Origin of the sequence: Terriglobus sp. 2YAB30_2 (assembly GCF_052114765.1) — a bacterium.
In the GTDB taxonomy this organism is placed as follows: domain Bacteria; phylum Acidobacteriota; class Terriglobia; order Terriglobales; family Acidobacteriaceae; genus Terriglobus.
On the sequence record NZ_JBFRFJ010000010.1, the window covers coordinates 95,575 to 110,946 of the forward strand.

General features: G+C 58.8%; 12 protein-coding genes. 7 read left to right on the forward strand and 5 right to left on the reverse strand.

Annotated elements, in window-relative coordinates; translation table 11 throughout:
- Positions 1-168: 168 nt before the first annotated feature.
- The 3 genes from ahcY to AB4Y89_RS15900 all read right to left on the reverse strand — a co-directional run bounded on the left by ahcY (position 169) and on the right by AB4Y89_RS15900 (position 2,989).
- A complete protein-coding gene (gene ahcY, locus AB4Y89_RS15890; RefSeq protein WP_442301919.1) occupies positions 169-1,599 on the reverse strand; it encodes an adenosylhomocysteinase in 1,431 nt (476 codons plus the stop codon).
- Positions 1,600-1,899: 300 nt separating this feature from the next.
- Positions 1,900-2,163: a hypothetical protein gene (locus tag AB4Y89_RS15895; RefSeq protein ID WP_442301920.1), complete on the reverse strand. Its 264-nt coding sequence runs from the start codon at positions 2,161-2,163 to the stop codon at positions 1,900-1,902.
- A gap of 157 nt (positions 2,164-2,320) precedes the next feature.
- Entirely contained in the window at positions 2,321-2,989 is a 669-nt protein-coding gene (locus AB4Y89_RS15900; RefSeq protein WP_442301921.1) for an epimerase, read from the reverse strand.
- 265 nt (positions 2,990-3,254) lie between these two features.
- On the opposite strand from AB4Y89_RS15900, the gene AB4Y89_RS15905 reads away from it, so the two are divergent.
- The gene (locus tag AB4Y89_RS15905) at positions 3,255-4,130 is read left to right on the forward strand and encodes a carbon-nitrogen hydrolase family protein (protein ID WP_442301922.1); all 876 of its coding nucleotides are present in this window, start codon (positions 3,255-3,257) and stop codon (positions 4,128-4,130) included.
- Positions 4,131-4,281: 151 nt separating this feature from the next.
- Here AB4Y89_RS15905 and ada read toward each other — a convergent pair whose 3' ends face one another.
- The gene (gene ada / locus AB4Y89_RS15910; protein ID WP_442301923.1) at positions 4,282-5,364 is read right to left on the reverse strand and encodes a bifunctional DNA-binding transcriptional regulator/O6-methylguanine-DNA methyltransferase Ada; all 1,083 of its coding nucleotides are present in this window, start codon (positions 5,362-5,364) and stop codon (positions 4,282-4,284) included.
- An 89-nt stretch (positions 5,365-5,453) separates the two neighbouring features.
- Between ada and AB4Y89_RS15915 the strand changes: the two genes are divergently transcribed.
- The 4 genes from AB4Y89_RS15915 to AB4Y89_RS15930 all read left to right on the forward strand — a co-directional run bounded on the left by AB4Y89_RS15915 (position 5,454) and on the right by AB4Y89_RS15930 (position 9,628).
- Positions 5,454-6,941 carry a GH39 family glycosyl hydrolase gene (locus tag AB4Y89_RS15915; protein WP_442301924.1) on the forward strand — a complete coding sequence of 496 codons (1,488 nt, stop codon included), beginning with the start codon at positions 5,454-5,456 and terminating at the stop codon, positions 6,939-6,941.
- 159 nt (positions 6,942-7,100) lie between these two features.
- Complete coding sequence (locus AB4Y89_RS15920) at positions 7,101-8,687, forward strand: DHA2 family efflux MFS transporter permease subunit (protein ID WP_442301925.1); 1,587 nt, start codon at positions 7,101-7,103, stop codon at positions 8,685-8,687.
- A gap of 101 nt (positions 8,688-8,788) precedes the next feature.
- Positions 8,789-9,223 carry an MmcQ/YjbR family DNA-binding protein gene (locus tag AB4Y89_RS15925; protein ID WP_442301926.1) on the forward strand — a complete coding sequence of 145 codons (435 nt, stop codon included), beginning with the start codon at positions 8,789-8,791 and terminating at the stop codon, positions 9,221-9,223.
- A gap of 48 nt (positions 9,224-9,271) precedes the next feature.
- Complete coding sequence (locus tag AB4Y89_RS15930) at positions 9,272-9,628, forward strand: VOC family protein (protein ID WP_442301927.1); 357 nt, start codon at positions 9,272-9,274, stop codon at positions 9,626-9,628.
- A 115-nt stretch (positions 9,629-9,743) separates the two neighbouring features.
- Here AB4Y89_RS15930 and AB4Y89_RS15935 read toward each other — a convergent pair whose 3' ends face one another.
- Complete coding sequence (locus AB4Y89_RS15935) at positions 9,744-11,318, reverse strand: ArnT family glycosyltransferase (protein WP_442301928.1); 1,575 nt, start codon at positions 11,316-11,318, stop codon at positions 9,744-9,746.
- 355 nt (positions 11,319-11,673) lie between these two features.
- Here AB4Y89_RS15935 and AB4Y89_RS15940 point away from each other — a divergent pair, with 355 nt between their 5' ends.
- Positions 11,674-13,923: a DUF1800 family protein gene (locus AB4Y89_RS15940; protein WP_442301929.1), complete on the forward strand. Its 2,250-nt coding sequence runs from the start codon at positions 11,674-11,676 to the stop codon at positions 13,921-13,923.
- Positions 13,924-13,956: 33 nt separating this feature from the next.
- The gene (locus AB4Y89_RS15945; RefSeq protein WP_442301930.1) at positions 13,957-15,288 is read left to right on the forward strand and encodes a DUF1501 domain-containing protein; all 1,332 of its coding nucleotides are present in this window, start codon (positions 13,957-13,959) and stop codon (positions 15,286-15,288) included.
- The last annotated feature ends 84 nt before the right edge of the window (positions 15,289-15,372 follow it).

Genomic DNA, 15,372 nt, shown 5'->3' on the forward strand with positions numbered 1-15,372 from the left:
AGGATTTTGGTGACTCTCAACCCACATCTGGCGATAAAGCCGCCAGATATGGGGCACCCGATTATTCTGGGTCTTTGAGACCCATCTATCTCCCAAACAGAAAGCCCCTCAATATTCGAGGGGCTTTTTCACCATTCAACTATTCAACGATTGAACCATTCAACGAACTTAGTACCGATAGTGCTCGGCCTTGAACGGGCCTTCCACCGGTACACCGATGTAGTCGGCCTGCTTCGGCGAGAGCGTCGTGAGCTTCACGCCGATCTTCTCCAGGTGCAGGCGGGCGACTTCTTCGTCCAGCTTCTTCGGCAGGACATACACGCCAACTTCGTAGGTGTCCTTGTTCTTCCAGAGGTCGAGCTGCGCCAGCGTCTGGTTGGAGAAACTGTTTGACATCACGAAGCTGGGGTGGCCGGTTGCGCAACCCAGGTTCACTAGGCGGCCCTCGGCGAGTACGAAGATCGAGCTGCCGGAGGGGAAGGTGTACTTGTCGACCTGCGGCTTGATGTTCAGCTTGGTGACGCCGGCAGCACCATTCAGGCGGTCCATCTGGATCTCGTTATCGAAGTGGCCGATGTTGCAAACGATGGCCTGATCCTTCATCTGCTCCATGTGCTCGAAGGTGATGATGTCCACGTTGCCGGTGCAGGTGACGTAGATATCGCCGCGGCCGAGGGTTTCCTCGAGGGTTGTGACCTCGAAGCCTTCCATTGCTGCCTGCAGCGCATTGATGGGATCGATCTCGGTGACGATCACGCGAGCGCCCATACCGCGCAGCGAATGCGCTGAGCCCTTGCCCACATCGCCATAGCCGCAGATCACGGCGACCTTGCCGGCCACCATCACGTCGGTGGCGCGCTTGATGCCGTCAGCCAGTGACTCGCGGCAGCCGTAGAGGTTGTCGAATTTCGACTTGGTGACGGAGTCGTTCACGTTGATGGCCGGCACCAGCAGATTGCCCTGCTCCAGCATCTTGTACAGGCGGTGAACGCCAGTGGTGGTCTCCTCGGAGACGCCGCGCCACTCCTTGGCCACATCATGCCAGCGGTTCGGGCTCTGCGCCAGGACCTTCTTCAGCAGAGCCTTGATCACGCGCTCTTCTTCGCTGCCGCCCTCGGAGTCGACAAACGAGCGGTCACCGTTCTCCAGGTCATAGCCCTTGTGGATCAGCAGGGTCACATCGCCGCCGTCATCGACGACAAGCTGCGGTCCCAGGCTGCCGGGGAAGCTTAGCGCCTGGTCCGTGCACCACCAGTACTCTTCCAGCGTCTCGCCCTTCCAGGCAAAAACGGGTACGCCGGCAGCGGCAATGGCAGCGGCGGCGTGGTCCTGCGTGGAGAAGATGTTGCAGCTTGCCCAGCGCACATCGGCACCCAGCTCTACCAGCGTCTCGATCAGCACGGCGGTCTGGATGGTCATGTGCAGCGATCCGGTAACGCGCACGCCCTTCAGCGGCTTAGCCGGGGCATACTTCGCGCGGATCGACATCAGGCCGGGCATCTCCTGCTCGGCGATGGTGATCTCCTTGCGTCCCCAGTCGGCCAGCGAGATGTCGGCGACTTTGTAGGGCAGTGTCTGTTCCAGAGTGGCTGTGGACATAGGTACCTCTTAGAAAAATTGGGATAGAAAAATTCCCGCCTCAGAATAGCACCCAGATTGCACCACTTTTCGTGCAACCTGCGGGAACGGGGAATCCGTGCAGCGAGCGGTAAAACCACGCATTCAAGCGCCCTTATAGATTAGAGCCTTTCTCCTGTTGCTGGGTATCCCGTGAGAGTGTGCAGCGGCGTTTTCATCGAGGAAAACGCCCATAGATGCACACCCCCTGCACTACACCTACAGGAGAAATGCTCTGCCGCGCGCTGTACGGAGCGTGTTGCCGCCTTACAGGGCTGTGCTCTATCGAGCACAGTGCTGGTCTGGATCCTCGTGCTGATCGCTCATCCAGCGGTTCATCAGCGTCGCCGCGCACTGGGCGCCGCAGAGGTGCTTCACCGTCTTGTCATGGGAATGGCTAACATCGAAGCGGGAGAACTTGATGACCGGGATGGTGTCGTCGGGTGAGGAGCCAGGGATACAGTCAGCGAATGAGAGCCACCACAGATCGCGCTCTCCCTTCTTATTGCCGCAAACGTCACATTCGTAACTTTCCGTATAGGACATATGGGGGCAACGTATCACAGGCCCCCCACGAGGGAAACAGCCCCTGGAGCATTTCCCTGTCGGTGTAGTCCAGGGCACCTACATCCTATGGGCGTTTTCCGCAATGAAAACGCCGCTGCGCACTTCTTACGGGATACCCAGCAACAGGGAAAATGCTCTAAATGGCGACTCCCGCGGCACGTCGGATATCGATCGGTTCCAGAATCGGGCTGGGATATCCTTTCCGCGCCACCGCCAGCATGGCATTGCCCACTTCGCGCGTCGTGGTGATCTGTTCTGGAAACAGCCGTGCCAGCAGCGGGACAATTGGACTGAAAAGAAGGTAGATCGCGTTATAGAGAGGGGTTTTGGTCTTGATGCCGTCCATCGGCCGGATCGCCCCGGGGCGGAACATGAAGGCATCGGCAAACGGCAGCCGCAGCAGGGCCTCCTCCAGCTCGCCCTTCACCCGCGCCCACATGGTGCGGCTGTTGATGTCTGTTCCGCGGCCGGAGACGTAGCAGAAGGTCGCTTGCGGGCTTTGTTTAGCTACCAGAGAGGCGATCTTCATCGTCAGGTCGTAGGTGATGTAACGGTAGTCCGCTTCAGACATACGAAATGACGAGACGCCCAACGGAAAGAAGACCGCGTCGAAGTTGGTGAGATCGTCGGTTACGGTAGGGATGTCGAAGAGGTTCGGCAGCAGAATCTCTTTGAGCTTCGGGTGCTTTTGCGGTAGCGGTGACCGCCCGACGGAGACAACCTCTGCTACATCGACAGCCCGCAAACACTCCAGCAGGATGCCCTGCCCCACCATTCCACTCGCTCCAAAGATCAACACCCGCATATCCAATAGATGTCGCCGGCCCGACAAAGTTCTGGTCAAAAAGTTGTCACTCTGAACGTTCTTAATAAATGTTGTCATCCTGAACGTAGTGAAGGACCTGTTTTTGTGGCGCTTCGGACGCCGAAAGCTCTTAATGATGTATGTCGCGAACTTGATAAACAGGACTGGACTATCGGCAATTTGTCCGGGAACGCCGAGGATGAAGCGCTGAAGGCCGAGGTCCCCGGCGAACCGGATGATTGAATGGTGTTGAGGAGTCGTCTCCATGCTGAAAGTCGCTGTTGCTCAAGCCGGTAGCATCCTCTTCGATACACCTCGCACTCTCGATCGCGTCGAATCGCTCTGCCGCAAGGCAGCCGCGCAAGGCGCACAATTGCTCGTGCTTCCCGAGGCGATGCTCGGCGGTTATCCCAAAGGTCTCACCTTCGGAGCCACCGTGGGCAATCGCACCGACGAGGGCCGCGAGCTCTTCCGCCGCTACATGGAAGCTGCGATCCGTTGTCCCGGGCCGGAGACCGTGCATCTCGAATCTCTCTCGCGTGAGCTCAATCTGCATATCGTCACCGGCGCAGTCGAACGCGACGGCAATACGCTCTACTGCATCTCGCTGGTCATCACACCGAACGGCGGCGTTGTGGCGAAACACCGAAAGCTTATGCCGACAGGCAGTGAACGGCTGATCTGGGGCTTCGGTGGAGGCGACACCATGCAGGTGGTTCAGACAGAGATCGGCCGCATCGGTATGGCGATCTGCTGGGAGAACTACATGCCGCTCTACCGGCAACACCTCTACAACCAGAGCGTGGAGCTATGGTGCGCACCGACTGTGGATGCGCGCGAGATGTGGCAGACCAGCATGAAACACATCGCCTATGAGGGCCGCTGTTTCGTACTTAGCGCCTGCCAGCAATTGGCTATCTCCGACTGGCCTGGAGATTTGCAGGGAATCGGCGGAGAGATCCACGGCCGAAGTCTTATCGTCTCCCCACGCGGCGAACTGCTCGCAGGGCCAATGGCAGAACCCGACCTCCTCTTCGCCGATCTCGATATGGACGAGATCCAGCGCGGCAAGTTCGATCTCGATGTCGCCGGTCACTACAGCCGTCCCGACATCTTCCGCTTCGAACCGCGTCTGGACTAGCCCATGCACCGGGTGCCCATGTCCCCTCAGGGACTCGGGTATTCGAGCGGATCTCGAACCGTCTTTTCGTTTGTCATTTCGGAGCGAAAGCAAGAAATCTGCTTCTCTACCCAACAACCCCACCCATGCCTTAACTTTTAACCTTTAACTCTTACCGGCTTTCCATCTCCAACAGCCGCTTCTTCCTCTCAACTCCCCAGTGATAACCAGTAAGCTTGCCATCACTCCCAATCACGCGATGGCAGGGAATCGCTACGGCTACCGGATTGGTCGCGCAGGCACGCGCTACCGCGCGTGTCGCTGTGGGCTGTCCCATCGACTTCGCCACCTCGGCATACGTGCGTGTCTCTCCGCGAGGAATCTCACGTAGCGCCTTCCACACACGCTGCTGAAAGACGGTTGCGCGCAGATCGAGCGGCAGGTCGAGCTCATGCGGAGCCGACCGTAGCTGCGCCAGTACAAAGCGAACGCCCTGTGTCAACAGTGGATCGTCTTCCGTCGGCTCAATCTCCGCATGGGGAAACCGGGCGCGAAGGTCGATCTCCAGCTGGTATGGCGAATCTCCAAAAGCGATGGAGCAGATGCCCTTGTCGGTTGCCGCCACCAGCACCCGGCCGAGAGAGCACTCGCTGGTGGTAAAGCGGATCGTTAGCCCATGAGCGCCTCGTCCAGCCTCACCCGGCGTCATACCCAGAGCCTCCGCTGCCTTATACATGCGGCTCGGCGAAGAGAAGCCTGCTTCATACGTTGCATCTGTGACCCGCCCCTGGGGCAGATGCTTGCGCAGGCGCTCCAGCTTCTTTGCAGCCGCGAACTCCTTCGGGGTTACCCCGAGGATGCGCTTGAAGTTCTTCTGCAGCGAGAAGGGGCTGGTTTTGGTCATCCGGGCGAGTTCGTCCAGTGTGACCGTCTCATCGCTGTGGGCGGCAAGATACGCCGCAGCGCGGCTCACCGGCTCGGCAAAGCGATCATGAGGACGTTCCGTCGGCCGGCAGCGCTTGCAGGCGCGGAAGCCCGCCGCCGCAGCCTCTGCAGTGGTGTCAAAGAAGCGGACCTGCGTGCGGTTAGGCCTGCGGCTGGGGCAGGACGGGCGGCAGAAGATTCCGGTCGACTGCACGCCGTAGACAAAGCCGGCGGCAGCATCGCGGTCGAGCACCTGCTTCCAGCGGGTGTCTTCGATCACGGTTGGAATCGCGGCCGGGATGGAGGGGCGAAGTGCCATAGCAAGGTTCATGTCAGTATCCTGCAACGGTTAGCCAGATGGCCACATCCCGGTTCTTGCCGGCAAAGTCTCGGACATTCCCTGGCATCTAATCGCGCAATATGAGCCGCAGAGTTGTTCTCACCGTACTGTTGTGGTGTGCCGTACTTCCCGTCGGGGCGCAACGGGAAGAGACGGTGCGTGTCGATGCCCATGCCGAGGCCAAGCCCTTTCCTCACTTCTGGGAAGAGATGTTCGGCTCCGGCCGCGCGATTCTTTCGCTTCGCCAGAGCTACCGTGACGATCTCGCCGCCGTCCACGCTGCGACCGGGGTGAAGTACATCCGCTTCCATGCCATCCTGCACGACGAACTGGGCGTCTACGACGAGGACAGGCAGGGCAATCCGGTCTATAACTTCAACTACATTGACCAGGTCTACGACGGCCTGCGCGCCGCGGGGGTTCGTCCCGTGGTCGAGCTTAGCTTCATGCCGAAGAAGCTGGCCTTCAACCCTGACGCACTGCATCCCTTCTGGTACAAGCAGAACGTCTCTCCGCCCAAAGACATCAAGCTCTGGAACGACCTGATGACGGCGCTCGCCCGGCATCTTGTAGAGCGTTACGGCATTGACGAGGTGGCGCAGTGGTACTTCGAGGTGTGGAACGAGCCGAACATCGACTTCTGGGGTGGCGTTCCCCGTGGCGAGACCTACTTCGGTCTTTACGCCAACACCGCCCGGTCTCTGAAAGCCGTCAATTCACGCCTTCGTGTCGGCGGCCCGGCCACTGCCGCCGCTGCCTGGATTCCCGGGTTCCTCGCCTTCTGTGCCCGGAATCACGTTCCGGTGGATTTCGTCTCGACCCACGGCTACGCCGACGAGCCCGTGAAACGCCTGCTGGGCACCGATGAGGTGATCGCGCCGGAAGACCGCGTCGCTGCCGTTGTCGCAAAAGTGCGACGTCAGATCGATTCCTCACCGACGCCGCATCTTCCCTTGCTCTGGACCGAATGGAACGTCTATCCCGCTCACGATGCCCGCGAAACGCCATATGTAGGCCCGGCGCTGGCGAACACCATCCGCGAGAGCGATGGCAATGTCGACTATCTTTCCTTCTGGACCTTCTCAGAGGTCTTCGAAGAGGGAGGCCCGGCACGCGCTCCCTTTACGCAGTTCGGCATCCGCGCGATGGGCGGGATTAACAAACCCGCTTTCTATGACTTTGCTCTGCTGCATAAGCTCGGTGAGCAGCGCATCGCCAACCCATCGAAGAACGCCATCGTGACTCGGCTCGCGGACGGACGGCTGGCCATCGCTCTGTGGAATCTGATCGATCCCGAAGCGCAACCACAAAATAGCACCATTACGCTGCAGCTTCAGAATGTCAGCGCAAACGCCGAGGTCCGCATCCAGCGTGTCGATGAGACGCATAGCAACGTTGCGCCCTTCTACAAAGCGATGGGAAGTCCCATAAGCCCTACGGCCGCTCAGGCTGCAGAGCTTAACAGCAAAACCGCTCTGGAAGAACCTGAGCGTTTGCGGTTGGCAAACGGCGCCCTTCGTCTGCAACTCGCGCCAAATGCTCTGCTTCTGGTGACGGTCGAGAAATGAAGCATCCATGGGCGTTTTCCGTAATGAAAACGCCGCTGTACGCCCTTTCGGGGTACCCAGCAACAGGGAAAATGCTTTAGGTGCATCCTCTTCGCCGCGGCTGGCTTCTAACGAGATCAAACGCGCCTGTTTTCACCCTAACCACAACGAGAGGGAAGCATGGCTTCAGCCGCCGCCGCGGTGGATCAATCCAGCGCCGTTACCCAGGGTGTAAACCCGTGGCTCATTGCTGCGTCGGTGATGCTGGCCACCTTTATGGAGGTTTTGGACACCTCCATCGCCGCCGTCGCGCTGCCATACATCGCAGGCTCGCTCTCGGCTTCGAACGATGAAGCAACCTGGGTGCTGACCAGCTACCTGGTCTCGAATGCGATCGTCCTGCCGGCTTCGAATTGGTGCAGCCTGCGCTTCGGTCGCAAGCGGTTTCTTATCTCCTGTGTGATCATCTTCACCATTGCCAGCTTCTTCTGTGGAGCAGCCCCGAGTCTTGCGCTCATGCTTCTGGCTCGTGTGATCCAGGGCGCCGGCGGAGGAGCGCTGCAGCCCTTGTCACAGGCCATTCTGCTCGAGTCATTCCCGCCGGCCAAACGAGGCGCGGCGATGGCCGTCTTTGCGCTCGGTGTGGTCGTCGCTCCCGTTATCGGCCCTACGCTTGGCGGCTGGCTAACCGATACCTACTCCTGGCGATACGCCTTCTACATCAACATCCCGGTCGGCCTTCTGGCTGTCTTCATGATTGGCCGTTTCGTGAAGGACCCCCCTTATATCGCCAAAGCGAAGGTGCCGGCATTCGACATGATTGGCTTCGGCACTCTCTGCGTCTGGACCGGCTGCCTGCAGATCATCCTCGATAAGGGGCAGGAAGATGATTGGTTCGGAGCTACCTGGATTCGCTGGGCTGCGACGTTCCTGGTGGTCTCGCTGATCTGGTTCATCATCCATTCGTGGCGATCGCGTGATCCACTGGTCTGTCTGCAGATCCTGAAGAATCGTAACTTCGGTGTGGGCTGCCTGCTGATTCTGCTCTTCGGCATGGCTATCTACTCGACGGTGACGGTCCTTCCGCTCTTCTACCAGGAGTTGCTCGGTTACACAGCCTTCACCGCCGGCCTGGTGGTGGCTCCTCGCGGACTAGGCGCGATCTTTGGCTCGGTTCTGGTGGGCCAGGTCTCGGCGAAGATTGACAACCGCATTCTGCTTGCGCTCGGCTTCCTTGTCTTCGGGCTTACGACGCTTTATTTCGGCAACATCACGCTGGATATCTCGCCGACGACCCTCTTCTGGCCCATCGTGATCACCGGTGTGGCTCTGGCCTTCGTTTTTGTGCCCATCAGTACCATGGCCTACGGTACTTTGCGCAACGACCAGATCGGCAATGCCTCTGGCCTTTTCAACCTGATGCGCAACGTTGGCGGCTCCATTGGAATTTCGATCGCGCAGACCCTGCTGGTACGCCGGGCCGCACTTCATCAGAACGAGATCACGAACTCCGTGCCCATCACTGGTGCCGCCTTCCAGCAGGCCGTGCAGACGACGCGGCTGTACCTGGCGGGCTCTTTTCTCGGCCCGGCCAATGCCGCCGCCGGAGCGAACGCCAATCTCTATCAACAACTTATCCGGCAGTCGTTGTACTGGGCATTCGTTGATGTCTTCCGTCTATTAGCGCTGCTATGTCTGGCGTCTGTGGCCATCGTCTGGGCCTTCCAGAAGGTCAAAGGAAAAGGCCCGCCGGCGGGCGCACACTGAGGTGAACGCTCGCAACGCGAGAGTGGGTTAGGAATACCCAAATCCCACAAAAACGAATTAACGCAAACCGAATTTCTCGATAGGTCCTAAAATGTTGGCCGATGACTCCCGCTGACTTTCGCAGGATCGCACTCTCACTTCCCGGCGCCGAAGAGGGTTCGCACATGGGTGCGGCCGATTTTCGCGTCGGTGGACGTATTTTTGCGACACTCGCCGCCGAGGCCAAAGGCTATGGCAACCTGATGCTCGATCCAGAGACACAGCAGCCCTTGGTGGAAGAGCTGCCGGAGATCTTCCTGCCCGTCCCTGGCGGCTGGGGACGCAACGGAGCCACCCACATGGTGCTGGCAGCAGCCAGCGAAGACCAGGTCCGTGGGGCGCTTATGACGGCACACCGCCTGCGTGTCGCGAAGAATGCAAAGACCGCCAGACCAGCCAGGGCGATCAAGACGGCGATGGTGGTGAAATCGCGGCCGGCGAAATCCACATCGACCAAGGCTGTGAAGCAGGTAAGAGCGAAAGCCCCCAAGGCTTGATCGAGAATTAACTTGCTCGCGGCGGTAGGGCGAGAGCACTCTTCCCGCATGGCAAAGCTACCTTTCGTACACCTTGAACTGACGACGCCGGATCTGGCCGCAGCAAAGGCCTTCTACGGCGAGTTATGCGGATGGACCTACCAGGATCACCAGATGCCCGTAGGGGTTTACTCCATCTTCCAGACCGACTCCGGCCCGGGTGGCGGCATGTTCACGATGCCGGGAGCTCCCACCCAGTGGACTCCGTACGTCGGCGTTGAGAATCTGAAAGAGTCGACCGATCAAGCCGTCTCTCTCGGTGCGAAGCTCCTGCATGGCGATACGGTGGAAGGGATGGGGGCCTTCTCGATCCTGCTTGATCCCACTGGCGCGATGTTTGCCCTCTGGGAGCCGAAAAAGGCCTAGAGCATTTTTCCTGTAGGTGTCGTGTAGGGCTTGTGCATCTATGGGCGTTTTCCTCAATGAAAACGCCGCTGCACGCTGCTCCCGGGATACCCAGCAACAGGGAAAATGCTCTAAGTTATTCGTCGTCGAGCGAGACCTTTGCCTCTCCATCGCGGAGCGAGGTGGCCATGAACTGTGGCCGCCTGCGTGTTTTCTTTTTCGTGGGGGCGGGTGTAGCAGGCTTCGGGTCAAGGCGGTAGACGATAAGCAGATTGCGCTCCGGGTCGTCGAGTGCTGGATATTCGGCGACCCGCGTCAGCTTATACAGCGGCGCCAGGGCATCCATTTTGTCGTCTTCCACCAGGTTCCAGGTGATGAACCATCCGGGCTTGTAGGCGGCGACTCGCTGGTCCAAAGCCATGGTGCCGAAGTCGTCACAAATGGCCGGCAGTCCGGTCATCAGAGCCAGGTTCGATCCGGAGATGGAGAGGACCAGGTGATTGCCGCGCGGGTCCGCATCGATGAGGGAGCGGATCTGGCGGGCCGCATTCAGGTAGGTGTACTCCGGATTGCGTACGTAGTGGACGGTCTCTGCCGCGTGCAGCACTGCGACGATTGTTAATGCCGCAGCAGCCGCGCCGCGCACCATCGCGCGGTCCTCAGAGAGCAACGTCAGCGAGATGGCCAGCAGGATCGTCAGCGGAACCGCGATCACCAGGTAATACCTGGGCTGAAGATTGTTGTGATATGCCAGGAAAAAGAAGTAGCCGCCTACCCATAGCAGAAGCGAGACATAGAGCGGGTTGCGCCAGGCCCTCCGATGGGTTAAAACGACCGCCCCAAGCGCGATGGCAACCAGGGAGTAGGAGGCTCGTCCCATCCACATGCCATCGCGGAAGGTATTGGCGATCACCTTCCATAAAGGCTCTTTGCCGAAGCTGGTGTACGAATTTGCGCTGAACAGGTAGCGGTAGTCAGCCAGGTAATGCGGCCGGACGAAGAGCAGGAAGTATCCGCCCCAGATCGCGGCGGCAATCACGCCTGCCGGCAGGGCAAACCGCAGTGCCGCTCGCCAGTTGTATTCAGACTGCGCGAAGACCATCCAGAAGATGGCGGGTAGCAGAAAGACCGCCGTCGTCTTAGTCAGCACCATGAGGGGCAGAATGATGCCAAGAGCAATCACCGGCAGCCATCTCGCGCGTCCGGTCGCTGCCGGTTGCAGAAAGGATCCTGCGTATAAGCCGAGCAGGGTCAGCAAGATGAGCAATGGCTCCAGGATGGCGAGCCGGGTGAATGCGTAGATGAACGGGCTTACGGCCAATAACAAAACCGCTACGGCAGGCACCAGCGAGCCCTGGCGCATGCGGCGAAGCAGCAGATAGGTCACGAGCAGAATGCCGCCGAAGACCCCGATGGCCAGGCCGCGTGCCGTGGCCAGGCTGACGCCGAAGATGGAGAACACGATGGCTTCCAGGAGCGGCCAGACGGGGAGCGCGACGGCAGGATTGAAGTCGCCTGAGACGTACCAGTTGCCCCGCAGAAAGTAGCGGATAGCGGCATCGCCGTACCAGCCTTCGTCCGTGTACTTGGCCCAATCCATCCAAGGGGAGTGATTGGGGAAGTCAGCAGTCAGGTGTACGGCGTGCAACGCGAAGAACATTGCCGCGACTGCCAGCAGGGTTCCACGAAGAACACGGTAATTTCCGTTCACATATCGGATTTTAACGGATCATCCCGGCAGTCCACACAGCGGTTTCCAGAAGTGCAGTCCTGGCGTCGGCTTTTTGGCGTTATGTGCCGCAACCAGCACTGCCCGATTTTGCAACAGCGCACCGATATTCCTGCTCACCGCCGATAAGCCGGGAAGGAGCGGAACGATGGCTGAGCGGCAGTGGAATCGTATTTTTAGAAAGCACACAGGAAACGTAGTTCTCCACCTTGCACTTGGCGCATCGATCGCTCTGTATGGGTGCGGCAGTAGTCCGTCGGGTACGTCCATTTCGGGCTCATCTTCAGGATCCGGTTCGACCTCCGGGACTTCGACATCCGGCTCCGGATCACCGGGTGTGCCACTATTGACGCTGAGYGGGACACAGCTCGCCTTTCCTGACACTTCAGTAGGCGTCACCAGCGCCGCACAGAACATTACGCTCAGCAACACCGGCACCGCCGCAGCAACCGTACAGAGCGTCAACGTCAGCGGCAGCTTTCACTCGGATACTTCTCTCTGTCTTGGCACACTTGCTGCCAATGAAAAGTGCACGCTGGCGGTGCAGTTTACGCCGGATCAGTCCGGTACTTTGACCGGAGGCATCACCTTCGCCACCAGCACCGGCTCGCTGATTGTTACCGCCTCCGGCAAGGGCATTTCGCAGACACTGACCATCAGCACCGCTGCGACCTCTCTTCGCGAAGGAGAGAGCACGCAGCTTACGGCACAGCTCAACGGCACCTCGACAACACAGCTTGTCACATGGCGTACTGATTCAGGCTCGGTCACGACGGACGGAGTTTATACCGCCGGCAGCAACATTGCCGCGAGCACCACCGCGCATATCACTGTATCTCTGATCGCTACTCCCTCCGTCACCGCGACACTGGCTCTCCCCATAGGTCGCGCGCTGCCAATACTTACCGGTAGCACGCCCTCGCAGATCGATGCCGGGGCCACCACCACACTTACGATTACCGGGACCCACCTCTCGAATCTTTCGCAGTTGACCATCAACGGCAAGTCGCAGACCTTTACCAAGATCAGCGATACACAGATCTCCGTGCAGGCCGCCATGCAGGCATGGGACTCGGGAACGCTGGCCATCAAGGGAAGCATGAGCGGCTCCGACGGTGGAAGCACCGGCACACTCCAGCTCTCAGTCAAAGGACTACCGGTCTCCTACGATGCCGCCGTGCGTTTCCTGCAGCAGGCTGCCTACGGAGCGACGCCGGCCGCTGTGCAACAGGTACAGCAGATGGGCATGAGTAGTTGGATCGATCAGCAACTGAAGAATCCGGCTTATGACTACACCAGCATTGCCGGGCTCTCGTACGGACAGTACTATCGCAATACCCAGTCGCTACAGTACTCACTGCGTCAGCGTGTCTCATCCGCGCTCTCACATGTCTATGTCGCCAGTGGCAGCAGCGCCTGTGTCTCCACGGATTGCGGACCTTACTGGGAAGCACTGCTGGAGAACGATGCCTTTGGCAATGCGCACACGCTTCTGAAAGATGTTGCGGTTAACCCCTTGATGGGCTCGTATCTCGACAATGCCAATAATGCCGCTTACAACGGCATCGTGCCCAACCAGAACTTCGCTCGCGAGTTCATGCAGCTGATGACGATTGGAACCGTGCAGCTCAACCAGGATGGAACAGCCGTTCTCGATGCGAATGGACAGCCAGTACCGACCTACACGCAGTCGAACATCGCGGACATGGCAAATGCACTGAGTGGATGGAAATACGCCCGTGCGGGAGAGCTTCTCCCCCAGGTACAGGTCCCTATGACCATGGCGGAAGGATGGCACAACCAGAGCGCCAAGAATATTTTGCCCGGTATCACACTGCCGGCGGGGCAAAAAGGGGAGGTCGATCTCGATGCGGTCGTCGATACGCTCTTCAATCATCCGAACTACGGTCCATTTCTCTCGCGTCGTTTGATTCAGCATCTGGTAACCAGCAATCCTTCGCCTGCATACATCACTCGCGTCGCTGCGGTCTTCGCGGATGATGGCAACGGCGTCCGTGGCAATCTTGGTGCGGTGGTTAAGGCAATCCTGCTCGATAAAGAAGCCCGCAAAGGCGATGACGCCGCACAGGCCGACCCCGCCACGGGACACTTCATGGATCCCGCTCTCTACCTGGCGAATGTTATGAACTCAGTGCAGGGCGTCTATACGGACGACCAGGTGCGCAAGGTCGACGCCGCCATGGGACAACCCCTCTACAGTCCGTCCTCGGTCTTCAGCTATTACAGCCCCGATCACATGCTTCCCAATGGGACCTATGCTCCTGAAGCGCAATTGCTTACCAGTGCGAACGGTGTCACCAAGCTTGGCCTGATCTACAGTATCTTCACCAACAAGCAACCGGGCTTCCAGGTCGATTGGAGAACATCACCGTTCTCTAACTGCACCTCCACGGATGATTTTCTTTCGCGCGTCAATCACATCCTGTATCACGGCCAGATGCCCGATAGCGTTCGCACAACACTGACCAATTACATCGCCGCTAACACCGGATCATCGATTAATTCCATGCTCCCCGACCTGATGTTTATGGCGGTTTCAAGCGCGGCATACCAGACCATTCAATAGGTAAAGTACACAACACAAGTTAGAGGACAAACGATGAATCGGCGTGAATTTCTTAAACACACTTCAAAATTTGCACTGGGAGCGAGTGCAGCACCGCTCATTCCGCGGTTGATCTCAGCACCTCTTCTGGCGCAGGCTACCAGCAGCAACAGCGGCTACCGAGCGATCGTCTGTGTGTATCTCGATGGCGGCAACGATGGAAATAACACTGTCATTCCTGCCGACTCGTACTATTCGCAGTACGCCACCGGTAGAGGCGCACTGGCTCTCGATCGAACCAGCCTTGCCAGCCTGCAGGCTACCAGTGGTGGACGTCTGTTCGGTCTGCATCCCAGCCTGAAGAATGTAGCCTCACTCTACAACCAGGGTCACGCTACATGGCTATGCAATGCGGGTCCATTGACTACGCCCTATAAGAAGGGACAGACCACGGGCAAAATCCCGCTCAACTTGTTCTCGCACACCGCACAGGCCGCCGAGTGGCAGTCCGCGCTTACACAGGCTGACAGTAGCAATGGATGGGCCGGACGTCTTGCCGACCTTCTCGCTAAGCAGAATCTTTCGAGCTCGCCCATCGTGGTCTCTACCAGCGGATGGCAGTTGCTCGGCAGCGGCACAACGACCGAGCTCGCCTCCATCGGCGCCGGCAACGGGGCTGTGGCTGTTCTGAATGCGTTGCAGTCTTTGACACCTTCCCTGAATCAGATGGACTCGACACAGGGCTCTAACTCGTTGTCGAATGCGATCTCCGAGATGCAGAGTGGCCACCTGTCCACAACGAAGTTGCTTCTGGATGCCGCTTCCACAGGCTCCAGCATCCAGACGAAGTTTCCCAACACGGATATTGGCCAGCAGTTGCAGGTCATCGCACAGATGATCAATGGCCGCTCACGCTTCGATGTCAACCGGCAGATCTTCCTCTCCAGCGTGTCAGGCTATGACACGCACACGCTGCAGCTCCCGATGCAGGCATCGAACCTCGCAGATCTTGATGGCGCAGTCGGCGCCTTTGCGGCTGCCATGCAGGAGATCAACATGTTCGATCAGGTGACGCTCTTCACCATGACCGACTTCGCACGCTCGCACCTGGTGAACAGCGGCGGTGGCACCGACCACGCCTGGGGCAATCATCACCTCATCGTCGGCGGCGCAGTCAAAGGCGGTGATATGTATGGCACCTTTCCGAGCCTTGTCATCGGGGGCGATGACGACTTTGCGACGAACGGACTCTGGATTCCGACAACCTCCGGCTCGCAATATGCCGCCACGCTGGCGCAGTGGCTGGGGGTGCAGAGCAAGGATCTCAGCAATGTGTTTCCGGAGCTGAGTAACTTCTCGAAGAGTACGTTAGGTTTTCTGGGATAAGAACATTTTCCCTGTAGGCGTAGAGTAGGGCTTCCGCCGTCGGAATACCCAGCAACAGGGAAAATGCTCTAGAAGTTATCAGTA

What these genes read in the sequence shown, in the direction of transcription:
- AB4Y89_RS15905 (WP_442301922.1), top strand. Translation starts at nt 3,255, where the DNA reads ATGCTGAAAGTCGCTGTTGCTCAAGCCGGTAGCATCCTCTTCGATACA.
- AB4Y89_RS15945 (WP_442301930.1), top strand. Translation starts at nt 13,957, where the DNA reads ATGAATCGGCGTGAATTTCTTAAACACACTTCAAAATTTGCACTGGGA.
- AB4Y89_RS15915 (WP_442301924.1), top strand. Translation starts at nt 5,454, where the DNA reads ATGAGCCGCAGAGTTGTTCTCACCGTACTGTTGTGGTGTGCCGTACTT.
- AB4Y89_RS15900 (WP_442301921.1), bottom strand. Translation starts at nt 2,989, where the DNA reads ATGCGGGTGTTGATCTTTGGAGCGAGTGGAATGGTGGGGCAGGGCATC.
- AB4Y89_RS15925 (WP_442301926.1), top strand. Translation starts at nt 8,789, where the DNA reads ATGACTCCCGCTGACTTTCGCAGGATCGCACTCTCACTTCCCGGCGCC.
- ada (WP_442301923.1), bottom strand. Translation starts at nt 5,364, where the DNA reads ATGAACCTTGCTATGGCACTTCGCCCCTCCATCCCGGCCGCGATTCCA.
- AB4Y89_RS15920 (WP_442301925.1), top strand. Translation starts at nt 7,101, where the DNA reads ATGGCTTCAGCCGCCGCCGCGGTGGATCAATCCAGCGCCGTTACCCAG.
- AB4Y89_RS15895 (WP_442301920.1), bottom strand. Translation starts at nt 2,163, where the DNA reads ATGTCCTATACGGAAAGTTACGAATGTGACGTTTGCGGCAATAAGAAG.
- AB4Y89_RS15930 (WP_442301927.1), top strand. Translation starts at nt 9,272, where the DNA reads ATGGCAAAGCTACCTTTCGTACACCTTGAACTGACGACGCCGGATCTG.
- ahcY (WP_442301919.1), bottom strand. Translation starts at nt 1,599, where the DNA reads ATGTCCACAGCCACTCTGGAACAGACACTGCCCTACAAAGTCGCCGAC.